The 13445-nt window shown below is 65.7% G+C and carries 13 protein-coding genes; 7 read left to right on the top strand and 6 right to left on the bottom strand.

What is annotated here, in order from left to right:
* Entirely contained in the window at window positions 1-534 is a 534-nt protein-coding gene (locus ON22_RS29220; RefSeq protein WP_231508783.1) for a hypothetical protein, read from the bottom strand.
* Window positions 535-666: 132 nt separating this feature from the next.
* On the opposite strand from ON22_RS29220, the gene ON22_RS29215 reads away from it, so the two are divergent.
* Entirely contained in the window at window positions 667-1908 is a 1242-nt protein-coding gene (locus tag ON22_RS29215; protein WP_063820677.1) for an MFS transporter, read from the top strand.
* Between the two features lie 77 nt (window positions 1909-1985).
* Here the strand turns inward: ON22_RS29215 and ON22_RS29210 are convergent, their stop codons facing one another.
* Window positions 1986-2426, bottom strand: coding sequence for a DUF6069 family protein (locus ON22_RS29210; protein WP_033247310.1), 441 nt, complete (start codon window positions 2424-2426; stop codon window positions 1986-1988).
* Window positions 2427-2651: 225 nt separating this feature from the next.
* Here ON22_RS29210 and ON22_RS29205 point away from each other — a divergent pair, with 225 nt between their 5' ends.
* Window positions 2652-3782, top strand: coding sequence for an NADH:flavin oxidoreductase (locus tag ON22_RS29205; RefSeq protein ID WP_033247309.1), 1131 nt, complete (start codon window positions 2652-2654; stop codon window positions 3780-3782).
* 49 nt (window positions 3783-3831) lie between these two features.
* On the opposite strand, the gene ON22_RS36425 is transcribed toward ON22_RS29205, so the two are convergent.
* The 4 genes from ON22_RS36425 to ON22_RS29185 form a co-directional block, all read right to left on the bottom strand.
* Entirely contained in the window at window positions 3832-4278 is a 447-nt protein-coding gene (locus ON22_RS36425) for a hypothetical protein (protein ID WP_033247353.1), read from the bottom strand.
* Window positions 4279-4409: 131 nt separating this feature from the next.
* On the bottom strand, window positions 4410-5285 hold the full coding sequence (locus tag ON22_RS29195) for an alpha/beta fold hydrolase (protein ID WP_033247352.1): 876 nt from the start codon (window positions 5283-5285) through the stop codon (window positions 4410-4412).
* Between the two features lie 155 nt (window positions 5286-5440).
* Window positions 5441-6241, bottom strand: coding sequence for a hypothetical protein (locus ON22_RS35035; RefSeq protein WP_156052455.1), 801 nt, complete (start codon window positions 6239-6241; stop codon window positions 5441-5443).
* A 650-nt stretch (window positions 6242-6891) separates the two neighbouring features.
* Complete coding sequence (locus tag ON22_RS29185; RefSeq protein ID WP_033247350.1) at window positions 6892-7800, bottom strand: LysR family transcriptional regulator; 909 nt, start codon at window positions 7798-7800, stop codon at window positions 6892-6894.
* Between the two features lie 115 nt (window positions 7801-7915).
* On the opposite strand from ON22_RS29185, the gene kdgD reads away from it, so the two are divergent.
* From kdgD to ON22_RS29160, 5 genes are all read left to right on the top strand, one after another.
* Window positions 7916-8842 carry a 5-dehydro-4-deoxyglucarate dehydratase gene (gene kdgD / locus ON22_RS29180; protein ID WP_033247308.1) on the top strand — a complete coding sequence of 309 codons (927 nt, stop codon included), beginning with the start codon at window positions 7916-7918 and terminating at the stop codon, window positions 8840-8842.
* A gap of 31 nt (window positions 8843-8873) precedes the next feature.
* The gene (locus tag ON22_RS29175; RefSeq protein ID WP_051158245.1) at window positions 8874-10502 is read left to right on the top strand and encodes an aldehyde dehydrogenase (NADP(+)); all 1629 of its coding nucleotides are present in this window, start codon (window positions 8874-8876) and stop codon (window positions 10500-10502) included.
* Between the two features lie 223 nt (window positions 10503-10725).
* Window positions 10726-11583 (top strand): ABC transporter permease, encoded by an 858-nt coding sequence (locus ON22_RS29170; RefSeq protein ID WP_033247307.1) that lies wholly within the window; start codon window positions 10726-10728, stop codon window positions 11581-11583.
* A gap of 20 nt (window positions 11584-11603) precedes the next feature.
* Window positions 11604-12629, top strand: coding sequence for an ABC transporter substrate-binding protein (locus ON22_RS29165; protein ID WP_033247306.1), 1026 nt, complete (start codon window positions 11604-11606; stop codon window positions 12627-12629).
* 19 nt (window positions 12630-12648) lie between these two features.
* Window positions 12649-13428, top strand: a complete 780-nt coding sequence (locus ON22_RS29160) for an ABC transporter ATP-binding protein (protein WP_033247305.1) — start codon at window positions 12649-12651, stop codon at window positions 13426-13428.
* The last annotated feature ends 17 nt before the right edge of the window (window positions 13429-13445 follow it).

Here is a 13445-nt window from a genome sequence, read left to right as displayed (position 1 = left end):
TCAGGGGACGAACACTTCGGCCGTCGCCGGAACGCTCGGGCGGTCGGTGCGCACAGTGAGCGCTACGCGCCCCGGCCCCGAATCGACGTGCAGGTAGAACGGCCGGTAGCTCGTATGGCCCGCAGGGATGAAATGACTCACCGAACCACTGCGGCCGGTGTCGAGGTTGCGCCAGTCGACGATCGCTGTGACATCGCAAGCGAGGAGAGTCGGCGCGAAATTGCCCAGCGGGGAGAATCCTTGTGTGATCCGCAGTTCTATGGAATGCGCAGTCCCCGGAAAGACGTGGTACTGAGCTAGCGGACCGTCGTAGGCCACTCCGGCGGCACTGAGCATGCCGACGCAGATGCCGTTGCCCAGCGTCCACGCCGGAGCCGTCCGGACCTCGTTCATGGCGCAGGACCGCGGCCCCACATTCGACCACCCGAGCTGACAAGGGTCGGCGGCTCCGGCGATGCCCGGCGCTACCACCGCCATCGCTGCACCGACAAGTCCCGCAGCTGCTGTCGTCGCTATTTTCCGTGCGATCGTCATGCCCGGATGATCGTGCACCGCCTCGTATTCATTACCGATTCGTTCCTGGCGGCCGGGCGCCGATATGGCCCGCAACGGTGATGTCGTAATCCCGCCAGCTCCGCGACCTGTGGCTTCATACCGTCGGTCGATGTGAGAACCGAACCCACCACAAGACCACACGTCGGCGATCGACTACCGGGCCACGTCGTACTCTTCCTGTCGCTCGCCGCCGCGCTCGGCACTTCCACGATCTACCCACTGCAGCCCGCAATAGCAGACGTGGCGCACTCTTTGGGCGCGCAGATCGCTGCCGTCGGACTTGCGCTCGCCTGCGGACCCGCCGGTTACATGGCCGGGCTCGGGCTGCTCGTGCCGTTGGTGGACCGCTTCCCGCCCGGGCGGGTGCTCGCGATCCAGTTCGCCGTCATGTCGGGCGCGCTGGCGGCGTGCGCCGCGGTGGGTGATGTCTGGTCGCTGGGATTGCTGACCGGTGTGGTGGGAGCATGCTCGGCGGTGGGCGCGGGCCTCAGCTCCGTGGCCGGCAGGTTCGCACCGCCGCGTCGCCGGGCGACGATTCTGGGCATCGTGACCGCCGGAATATCGGCGGGAATTCTGGCCGGCCGGATCGCCGGTGGTTGGCTTGCCGAAGAGATCGGCTGGCGTGGAGTGCTTCTCGTATTCGCCTTGTGTTGTGCGGTACTTGCTGCGGCCTGCATGTCGGTACTGCCCGCCGCGCGGGGCGTGGGCGAACGTGGCTATTTCGAAATGCTGCGGTCGCTACCCGGGTTGTTCGTGCGATACACCCAGCTCAGGATTGCCGCGATTTGTGGCGCGATATGGTTTTTCGCGTTCTGCGCGGTGTGGGCGGGGCTCGCGGTCGCGCTGTCGCAGCCGCCGTTCTCCTACTCCGCCGAACAGATCGGCCTGTATGCGGCAGCCGGGCTCTCGGGCATTCTGGCGACCCGGGTCGCCGGAACCTGGACCGACCGGGTGGGCTCCGGCCGGGTGATTCTGGCCGGCCTGGCACTGGCCGGAGTCGCTGCAGCCATCATGGCATTCACGCTCACCGACACCGTCGTAACGCTGGTCTGTCTGGCTCTTTTCGATGCGGGACTCTTCGCTGCACAAGTGGCGAATCAGAGCACGGTGCTCTCGATCGATCCCGCCGCGCCGGCGCGGTTCAACAGCGCCTACATGCTCGTGTATTTCGTCGGCGGCAGTCTCGGTTCGGCCGCCGGGGCAGCGGCTGTCGACTGGTTCGGCTGGGCCGCAACGGCTTCGCTCGCCGCGGCAGCCGTCGGGACAGCCGGCGTGATCGTTGTGATCACGTCCCTGGGTACAGGTACGCGGCGCCGGCAGACGACCGGCACCGCGGTAACTCCTATTCCCTGAGCGTCGAGATCATCTCGATTCTCCGGCGACCAGAAGGGCCCGCACCCAAAGGTGCGGGCCCTTCTGGTTCGCGGAGATCACGCTTCGAGCAACTTGCGGCGCAATCCCTCGGTGGCGACGACCAGGGCGGGGACCAATGTCAGGTGCGTGACCGACAGCGCGACCGTAGACGCGGTGTCGAAACCGGCGGTGACGGTCATGGCGATGGTGGCCACGGCGATCACCGAGCCGATCACTGCGGCGAGGCGCAGGACACCGATCCATTTGTAGGACAGCAGTACTGCCGCGCCGAGACCGATCAGCATCGGGATCACGGTCAGCATGATGATGCCGCCGGGGGCCACACTCTGCACCTGACCTGCGTTGGTCGTCTCGAAGGTGCCGCCGGCGGCCGCGCCGATCAACCAGACGACGACGTTGGCCAGCAGGGCGGCACCGATCGCACCGAAGAGCGCGACGGGACGGTTCAGCGCGGGGATGCGGATGGCGGGGCGGGCGGTAGTGGTCGTGGTGCTCATGATGACCTCCTGGAGCTGTGAAGTTCGAGTGAGATCATCATGAAACCTGAACAATTGTTCAGGTCAATTCTTTTGGAAGATGCAGTGTCACAGATCACTCCCGGCCGGATCGATCCTCGAAACCCGCAGGCGTGGCCCCGGCGAGGGCGGCCACTCTCCTGCCACCGGGGAGAATGCGATCACACCGCGGAATAGCCCCCCGATCGGCCGACGTTGGACCCGCTCGTGACCGCTACATCGCTGCCCGTGGATGCCCTGTTCGATCCCTTCGAGGTGAAGTCGCTGCACCTGCGCAATCGCTTCGCGATGGCGCCGATGACCCGGATGTTCTCGCCGGACGGAATCCCGACTGCGGACGTCGCCGAGTATTACCGCCGCCGCGCCGCAGGCGGCGTGGGACTGATCATCACCGAGGGCACCTACATCCCCGACCCCGCCGCCGGACCCGATACCGCGGTACCGCGCCACTACGGGGAGCAGAGCCTCGCCGGGTGGAAAGCGGTTGTCGACGCGGTCCACAACGAGGGCGGGCAGATCATCCCGCAGCTGTGGCATCTCGGTATCGGTCGCGGGAACGAACCGAAGCTCAACCCCGAGGTCGAATCCGTCAGCCCGTCCGGGCTCGGACTCGACGGCACCCCGGCCGGTCGCGCATTGACCGCCGCCGACCTCGAGACCTTGCGCGACGCCTGGGTCACCGCCGCTGTCAACGCGAAAGCCACCGGATTCGACGGTATCGAATTACACGGCGCACACGGCTACTTGCTCGATCAATTCTTCTGGGAACAAACGAATCTCCGCTCGGACCGGTACGGCGGCTCGCTAGAGGCCCGAGTCAGGTTTCCCGCCGAGGTCGTCGCGGCGATCCGCGAAGCCGTCGGCCCCGACCTGGCGATCGTGTACCGGTACTCGCAGTGGAAATCCAACGACTACAACGCACGTATCGCGGCCACGCCCGACGAACTCGCCCGTGTGCTCACCCCGCTCGCCGAAGCAGGTGTCGATGTTCTGCACCCGTCCACGCGCAGGCACTGGGAACCGGCCTTCCCCGAGCTGACCGGCGCCGACGGTGAGCTCGGGCTGGCGGGCTGGACCAAGAAGATCACCGGACTGCCGACGATCACCGTCGGATCCGTCGGTCTCGACAAGGTGTTCACCACAACCTTCAGCGGTAAAGGCGATTCGAACGTCACCGGTATCGATCGCCTGCTGGAACAGCATGCAGGTGGCGAATTCGATCTGGTCGCTGTCGGCCGCGCCCTGCTCGCCGACCCCGAATGGGTCCGGAAGTTACGCGAAGGACGAGGCGACGAGCACATCCCCTACCGGCAGGAACACCAGACCACACTGGCGTAGTACCCACAGCCCGGCGGCTCCGGAGCACGCCACCGGCAAACCGGCGCGATTAATCCCAGTGGGCGAAGTCGCAGGTCGGATCGGGTTCGTTCTGGAAAGCCACGTACTTATTACCATCCATGATGATGGTGCACATCGATGCACCCTCAGCGCTGACGTAGGACGAAACCCGGTCGTAGACCGGATACTCCTTCGTCCACGGCAACATCACAGCGGTTTCGACCTGCTCGGCCGCGCCGTTGATCGAATAGCGGATCGTCGCCGGGCCGGTGCCACCTCTCACTTCCATTCTCGCCGTACCAACAACAGGTGCGCCGGACGGTATCGGCGACTCGGTAGATATCGTGGGCTCGGCCGACACGGTAGTGGTTGCCGGAGTGGACGTTTCGGTGAGCTTACCGGCTGTATCGGGGTCCACGCATCCGGTCACCACCGCCGCGGCCACGGCCGAACTCGCGAAAAGCGCGGTACGTCTGAGAGCTGAAGAACTGAACATGTCTCCACGCTCGCGCATCCCCCCGCTGGACCACATGAGTAGCATTACCCGATTCCATGAGTAATGCTCGCATAACCGTCCGCGTCGATGCTGTGCGGTGTGGCCGCAGACCACACCGCACACCTACTCGATCAGCCGGCCGCGGTCAGCATCCGCGCGACCTCGGCACTGTGGTGGATGAACCCGGCGTGGCTGGTGTCCAGCGTGTGCACCGAGAACTTGTTGTCCGGGGTCAGGGCGTCCGCGTCGGCGATGATGCGGTTCTGCATGGCGATCGGCAGGGATCGATCCGCGGTGAGCCGCAGGAACGTCCGCGGGATCCGGCCCCAGGTGGCCGGGTTCGCGGTGGCGTGGGCGACCATCACTTCGATCGACTCGTCGGGTTGCAGGATGTTCAGGAAGGCCATGAATTCCGCGTCCGACCGGTCGGCCATGGTGGCTTCCTTCAACGCCCGCAACATTTCCGGGTCCGCTGTCCGGTAGTTCGCGCGACCGGCGCCGAGAACGGCCGGGTCCCCCACGTTCAGCGGAGCCAAACCGGGTAGCAGACTGTCCGCGAACTCGGGTTCGGACATGTAGGCAACCGGGCTGGGCCGGGTGGTGCACGCCCACGCCGAGATGTACACCAGCCCGTCGACGAGTTCCGGGAGGCGATCGGCCGTAGCGGTGATGGTGACCCCGCCCAGGCTGGCGCCCACCAGGATCACCGGCCCGTGCTCGCGCAACCGGGTGACCACCTCGGCGACACGCTCCACGTTGTCGTCGAGGGTCACCCCGGCCAGCGTCGACGGCGTATCGGCGAGCGCAGCCAAGTCCTGCGGCGCTTGATACGCCACCGGGTACTGGGCTTCGAGACCGTGACCGGGCAGGTCCACGGCGTAGGAGCGGTGCCCGAGCAACGCGAGTTCACGTTGCAGGGGCGCCCACATGAACGAACTGGTGCCGGATCCGTGCACGAGAACGAAAGTTGGGCTCGTCGAGGAATTTACAGAGGGATACGCAGACATGGTGAAGTCCTTCGTGGAGAAGTTCACTACCCGTCGGCGACACGTCTACCCGCAACTCTCGGCGGTTCGGAATAGAGTCCGGCCCCGGAGGGCCGGAGGAGTGCGCCGACTATTCGGGGCGCAGGCGCACGAAGAACAAAAGCATGTTCGGCAACTTACAGCCCCTGCACTCGCCGGTCAACGGCGGCCGTGGTTTCTTCGTCCGCCTGCGTCGCCGCCCGCCGGTCGATGACGGCGGCACCGAAATCCCCTCCGCCGCTGCCGAGGCGGGTGCATCGCACCTCTCCGGTCCGGTACCAATCGGCAACCGACCGTGCGGCCGCACCGGCCTCGACATCAGCGACCAGTATGAGGTACGAGGCGCCGAGGTCGAGCAGGCCGTTGATCGAGGACTCGTAGTCGATGCGATGTGCCACTTCGCGAACCCAGCGGATCGCGCGCGACCGCTCGGACCTGGAGGCCTGCTCGGCGTCGCACAGAATGAGCAGGCGGCGGGCATCGACCGCGGTGGCGGTCTCGATCACCTGCTCACACAGCAGGTTCTCGTACGATCGCGCCGGCGCCGACCGAAAACGTAACCACCTGTTCGGCCGGCCATCCCCGGACCTGCCGAACAGGTGGTCGACCAGCGACCGATCGATCACGACGACGATCGCTTCCGTACCCGACCGCCGCCCGACGGTGATGGGTTGTGGAACCGCGGACGGACCGAGCGGCGATCGCGGAATACGCGGTACTGCTGCGTAACTCGCCGGAATACCACGACGATTGATATCGGTGAGGATCGCATCGGCGAAGGCCACCGGGCGTTCGGTCACCGGCCGGCCCGGCTCGGGCACCGCCGGAAGATCGGAGATGCGGCGCCACGACCGGAGTGCTGTCCGTTCCTCAGGGTTCTTTTTCGTCGTGATCACGACTGTCGTGCCTGTCTGCGGGTAGGGGGTAGGTGCGGTCATCGAACATCGCCTCGATTCGAGACTTGATCTCGGCCGTGCTGAATCCGGCTCCTTTGTCGTTTCTTCGGTCCACAATTCCCGATGCATTCATCTGTTACTCCTGAAATAAAAATTGCACGGCGGATCGCCGTGAACTGTTTTGCGTCGTGCAATAGCAGGCACAACCTGCAAAGAAAATACGGTTACCTGGATGAGCCGCGAAAAATATCCCGCTCTACTGCGCCACAGGTGGGGGCACTGACCGTAGTTCCGTCCAGAAACCGCTCAGTACCGGCACCGAACGCTGTCCCGGTGAGTTTCCGAGATACCCCTCAACGCTTCCTCTTTCGCACGACAACCGTCGCACTCTCCTGCCGTTCGCGCTTCTCGGCCCGCCGTTCCTTCATGGTCGACGAAGGTTTCTTCAGCGATTTTCCGCGCGATTTGTCAGCCACTGTCGCTCCTGTTTTCCGAAGTTCCATCCGACTGACTTCGACCATACGTCAGAAAAAATAAAAAGCCAGTCCGTCGGTAAACACCCCGAACCGATGGGCGGGTCCCGGGGGTGGCCACGATGCCGAGCGGCGACGTATCCCGGTCTCATGACGATCTCGCGCAGTCCCAGCTCACCGAAGTCACGTTCGTCGCCACCTGAACGATCACACCGGAATTCATCTGCTCGAGAATCCGTGGTCGGCCACTTCCAGCAGCAGTTCCCGGATGGCGCGCAGCGCGGGATTGTCGTCGTCGGCGCGCCAGGCGGCGACGAGTTCGACCGGTTCGCCGTCGATCCCGTGCACCGGGCGCAGGACGACACCGTCGAGCCCGAATGCCTCGGCTGCCCGGGGGACGAGCGCCAGCCCGAGCCCGGCACGCACCAAGGCCAGGATGGTGTGCACTTGGCTGAGGTGTTGGACATACCGTGGCGCGATTCCGGCGCTGCGGAAAACGCCGACGAGTACTTCGTAGAAGTAGCGCGCCTCCGCCGGCGAGTACATGACGAAAGGTTCACCGTCGAGGTCGTGCACATGCAGTCTGTGATCCGGCGCGGCGAGTGGGTGCTCGGCCGGTATCGCTGCCAGCAGGGGTTCCCGGTACAGCAGACGATGCACCAGTTCGGCGCCACGGACCGGTGGCCGCACCAGGACCAAGTCGAGTTCGCCCGAGCGCAACTCCTCGAGCTGAATTCCGGAGACCCGCTCCCGCAGGACCAGGTCGACACCGGGCAATCGGGTGCGGGCCGCCGCGACGAACGCGTCCAGCACCGAATGCGCCGAGGAGGCGGTGAACCCCATCGCCACTGTTCCGGTCTCCCCCGTGGGTACCCGCCGCACCGTCAGCGTCGCCTGTTCCGAGAGCCCGAGGATGCGCCGGGCGTCGCCGAGGAAGGACTGGCCCGCGGTGGTGAGCCGGACCGCGCGGCCGGTTCGGTCGAACAACTCGACCCCCAGCTCACGCTCGAGCAACTGGATCCGGCGCGATAACGGCGGCTGGCTGATCGACAGTCGTTCCGCCGCACGTCCGTAGTGGAGGGTCTCGGCCACGGCGACAAAGCTTTCCAGCTGATTCAGCGTAAACACCGATCCATAATAGGTATTGATGCATGCGGAAAGAGTGTTGGACATGCATCACTCCGGTTTCTTACTGTGGTCGCATTCACTAACGAACAGCCGTTATGCGCAGGAGGCAGCCCTGATGTCCGCCCTCACACCGACCGAACTGGCCCAACAGCTCGGTTCCGGTCTGTTGTCGTTCCCGGTCACCCATTTCACCGGGGATCTGGCGTTCGACGAGCCCGCCTACCGGGAGAACATCGTCCGCCTCGGCAAGTACCAGGTGGCCGGCCTGTTCGCCGCCGGCGGCACCGGGGAGTTCTTCTCCCTGACCCCGAAGGAGGTGGGACGGGTGGTACGTGCGGCCACCGAGAGCGCTCCCGAGTCCACCCCGATCCTCGCCCCGGCCGGATACGGCACCGCTCAGGCCATCGAAATGGCCCGCGACGCGGAAGCTGCCGGGGCCGACGGGCTGCTGTTGTTCCCGCCTTACCTCACCGAATCGTCGGCCCACGGCCTGCGCAACCATGTGCGCGCGGTCTGCGAGGCCACCTCGCTCAGCGTGGTGGTCTACGGCCGGGCGAACGCGGTCTACACCCCGGAAACACTCGCTGAGCTCGCCGATTCCCATCCGAACCTGATCGGATACAAGGACGGTATCGGTGACCTGGAGGCGATCACCCGCATCCACTCCCGGCTCGGCGACCGGCTCGTGTACATCGGCGGGCTGCCCACAGCGGAAACGTTCGCGCTGCCGTACCTGGAACTGGGCGTGACCACCTACAGTTCGGCCATCTTCAACTTCCTGCCCGAATTCGCCCTGGACTTCTACGAGGCGGTGCGCGCCGGAGACCGGGATACCGTGCGCCGGCTGCTCGACGAGGTCGTGCTCCCCTATACCGCGATCCGGGACCGGAAGGCGGGATACGCGGTCAGCGTTGTGAAAGCCGGAATGAAACTCACCGGGCACGATGCGGGCCCGGTGCGCCCGCCGCTGACCGATCTGGACGAAACCGAGATGGCGATGTTGAACAAGGTCATCGAAACCTCGCGCTCCGTCACCGCCTGAGCACCGTCCGATATCCCGCCAGCGATAAGTGATGAAGCCGAAGGAGGCCCCCGTGCCCGACCGCCCCCACCCCCAACCGACCGGCACCATGGTCATCGGAACCGAACTCGTCCTGGGCACCGGAGCACAGATACAGGTCAGCGATCCGCGCAGCGGCGAGGTGGTCGGACCGGTCTACCGTGCGGCCTCGGACGAGCAGATCGACCGGGCGTGCGCCCTCGCGGACCGGGCGTTCCCCCAGTTCCGGGGACTGCCGGCCGAGCAGCGGGCCCGGTTCCTGGAACACATCGCCGACCTGCTCGACGAGCGCCGCGACGCGCTGGTCGAGCGCGCACATACCGAGACCGCACTCCCCCGGCCGCGGCTCACCGGCGAAGTCGGTCGCACCACCGGACAGTTGCGTTTGTTCGCCTCCGAACTGCGGGCGGGAACCTGGCAGGGCGCCCGGATCGATGCCGGGCGGACCGGCGACAACTCCCGTCCCGATATCCGCCAACGGCGGATCGCCCTGGGCCCCGTCGTGGTATTCGGCGCGAGCAACTTCCCGTTGGCTTTCTCCACCGCCGGTGGCGATACTGCCTCCGCGCTGGCCGCGGGCTGCCCCGTGGTGGTCAAAGCACACCCCGCGCATCTGGGTACCGCGGAACTGGTGGCCCGGGCGGTCGCCGACGCGGCCGCTGCGACGGATATGCCGGAAGGTACGTTTTCCCAGCTCGTCGGTAGCGGATACGAGATCGGCACCCGGTTGGTGAGCGATCCGCGGATCCGGGCCGTAGGGTTCACCGGGTCGCGTGCGGGCGGGCTGGCGATCGCGGCCGCGGCCGCGGCGCGCCCCGTACCGATCCCGGTGTACGCGGAGATGAGCAGTATCAACCCCGTCCTGCTGCTTCCGGCCGCCCTGGCTGCACGTGGCGCCGCTCTGGGTGGCGCGTTCGTCGAATCGCTGACACTCGGCGCCGGGCAGTTCTGCACCAATCCCGGGCTGATCTTCGCGGTCGACGGTCCCGGCCTCGACGCGTTCACCACGGCGGCCGCCGACGCCGTCACCGCGAACACCGGAGCGGTCATGCTCACGGGCGATATCGCCGGCCACTACACAGCCGCGGGTACGGCCCTGGCCGCACGTAATGGTGTCGCGGAGCTCGCCCGGGGAACGCGCCCAGACGGCGCCGCAGCCGCAAACGCCCGATTGCTGACGGTCGACGGCACCGCATTCATCGCGGACCCGCAGCTGCAAACCGAGGTTTTCGGCGCGACGTCACTGCTGGTCCGCTGCGCGGATACCAGCGAACTGATCGCGGCCGTCCGGGCGCTGGAAGGCCAGCTCACCGCCACCGTGCACGCCGATTCCGCGGACCTTCCGCTGGCTGCCACGTTGCTGCCGATGTTGGAGGAACGGGCCGGTCGTATCCTGTTCGACGGCTGGCCCACCGGGGTCCAGGTCGGGCACGCGATGGTGCACGGCGGCCCCTTCCCCGCCACGACCGATGCGCGCAGCACCTCGGTCGGGACGCTGGCGATCGAACGTTTCCTGCGTCCGGTCGCGTATCAAGACGTGCCGGCGGCGCTGTTGCCGGCCGAGGTGTGCGACGACAATCCGGTCGGCGTATGGCGACGCGTCGACGGCGAAGTCGAACGGGGCGAGCTGTCCCCCGGCTGACGTAGCGATCTGCCGGAGCACCGCAGCCGGCGGCTGTCGCACCCTTCCGATGTTGTGAGGATCCACATGAAATCTCGATTGTTGTCACCGGCACTCCGCCCTCGCCGATCCCCTCGTCCCGCCACCGCGCCGCCGCGGTGTTCACTGTCTCGTCCTGGACCGGCCGGTAATCGGTCCGCGGCATTCTCCACACGCTGCACATCTTTCGAGGGGAGCTCCCGCGATGACCGTTCCTGAGGTCGATACGGAGGCCGCGCGCCCGCCCACCGCTGCACCAGCGACCCGCCCCGCTCAGGTGAGCCGGTCCAAACCGAGAATGTTCGGGCGGGATTCGTTCGTGACCGCGGCCAAAGCGGTCGCGGGTATCGCCGGGCTGTTCGTCGTCTGGGAGCTGCTGGTGGTCATTTTCGATCCACCCGAGTTCCTGTTGGTCGGTCCGGTCTCTGCGTTCGCCGAGCTGATCGAACGCCCCGAGTACTTCGCGACCAACACCTTCGTCACCTTGCAAGAAGCACTGGCCGGTTTCGCGCTCGGTACGGCGCTGGGTGTTCTGTGCGGCGCAGCACTGCACTATTCCGCGACGATTCGCAGCTTCCTCTACCCGGCACTCGTCGCGATCGACACGATCCCCAAGGTGGCGCTCGCGCCGCTGTTCATCGTGTGGTTCGGATTCGGTTTCGAATCGAAGGCCTTCGTCGCGATGGCGATCGCGTTCTTTCCCCTGGTGATCAACACCTACGACGGTCTCAGTTCGGTCCCCAACGAACTACAGGAACTGGCGCGGATCAACAAGGCGTCGTCGTGGAAGAAGATGACGAAGATCGAAATGATCTATGCGCTGCCCTCGATCTTCTCCGGGGCCAAGATCTCCATCTCGCTCGCCGTAGGCGGCGCGGTGGTCGGTGAGTTCATCGCCGGATCGAAGGGCTTGGGCTATGTGATCCTGCTGGCCAACAGTCAGGTCGATCTGCCCTCGATGTTCGCGGCGTTCATCGTTCTCGCCGCGATCGCGCTGGCGCTGTTCTTCCTGGTCGATCTCGCCGGACGAAAGCTCGTCCCGTGGAAGAACCACGCGAAGTGACCAGGGGATCGGAGAATCGGATGCGGAATTCGAGGCGAATACTTGCCGCGATCGCCGGGGCGATCATGGTCGCCGCACTGCCGGCCTGTACGAGCGGCGGTGGAGAGAACTCGATGACTGTCATGATGGACGTCGGCTATCTGCCGAAGCACGCACCGTTCTTCGCGGCGGTCGAGCGTGGTTTCTTCGCGGCGGAAGGGCTCGACATCACCATCATGCCGGGGTCGGGTTCGACCAATACGGTCACCTCGGTCGAGACCGGAAAGGTGGATGCGGGCTTCGCCGATTTCGGCAGCACCATCATCAGCCAGGGCCGGGGAGCTTCGGTGAAGCAGGTCAATCTGCTGCAGGCCAGGTCGGCCTACGCGGTCGTCGCCCTGGGAGATACCGGTATCGAGGGCTGGGACGACCTGCGGGGTAAAACCCTGGCCACCGAGGGCGCGGGCGCAATGACCGCGATGTGGCCGTACGCGATGAGCAAGCTGGGATTCGCCGAGGGCGATGTGAACGTCGTGCACGCCTCGAGCGGGTCGAAGATTCCCGGACTGCTGGCCGGGCAGTGGGATGCCAATCTCGCCCTGTATGTCTCCGACGAACCGGCCATCGACGCACTCGGCCGTGAAGCGGTCGTGCTGAAATGGGCGGATATCGGCATCGACCTCTACGGCAACGGCATCGTCGTATCCGACGAGAAACTCGCCGACAAGCCCGAACAGGTGCGTAAGTTCAACCGGGCGATGCAGAAGGGCTTTCTCTGGTCGTGCGCGCATCCGGAGGAGGCCGCACAGGATTTCCGGAACGAGGTCAGCGGTTTCGAAACCGACACCGTCACCCTGGCGATCCGCGAACAGTGCTCCCTGAACTGGGGTACCGGCGAGGCCGCGAACAACTTCGGGGTCATGGACGATGCGGGGGTCGCGAACATGATCGATATCTCCCGGAAGTTCCTGGGTCTGCCGGCCGACAGCGACCTCTCCCCAGCCGATATCTACACCAACGAGTTTCTCGCGCCGCTACACCGCGACGAGACCGTTCAAGCGCCGTAACAGCCGGACAGAGGGCCTTATGAACAACGAATACGCCATCTCGGTCAACAACATCGGTATGACCTACCGGTCCCGGGACGGACACGACAACACCGTTCTCGAAGGACTGGACTTCCATGTCGAGCCGGGACAATTCGTCTCGATCGTCGGACAGTCGGGCAGCGGCAAGACCACCCTGCTGAAAACGATCTCCGGACTCCAGCAGCCCACCGCGGGCGAGATCCTGGTCAAGGGGCGGCCGATCAACGACGGTCTGGAAGATATCGCGATGGTGTTCCAGAGCCCGGTACTGCTGCCGTGGCGCAACAACATCGACAATGTGCTGCTACCACTGGAATTCCGCGGCACCCGCACCGACGAATCACGCCGCTATGCCCGAGAACTCCTCGAGATGGTCGGCCTCGGCGACCGTGCCACCCGATACTCCTACGAGCTCAGCGGCGGTATGCAGCAACGGGTCGCGATCTGCCGCGCGCTGGTCTCCCGCCCCGAACTGCTGCTGATGGACGAGCCGTTCGGCGCGCTCGACGCCATGACCCGCGATTCGATGAACTTCGAAATCCAGCGCATCTGGCAGGCCGCCGGATGCAGCGTCCTGTTCGTGACGCACAGCATCTCCGAGGCGGTCTGGCTCGGAGACCGGGTGGTCGTGGTCGGTGGGCGGCCGGGCCGGATCGTCGCCGATATCGCGATCGACCTGCCGCGGCCGCGCGGCAAAGAGCACCGGTTCTCCCCGGTTTTCTCCGATTACGTCACGGAGATCGAATCCCATATCGGGGTCACCACCGGTATCAGCTGACCCGCGGCTCCGAAACC

The organism is Nocardia carnea NBRC 14403 (assembly GCF_000308515.1).
GTDB classification, from domain to species: Bacteria; Actinomycetota; Actinomycetes; order Mycobacteriales; family Mycobacteriaceae; genus Nocardia; species Nocardia carnea.
This window is presented reverse-complemented; position numbering and strand designations above follow the sequence as displayed.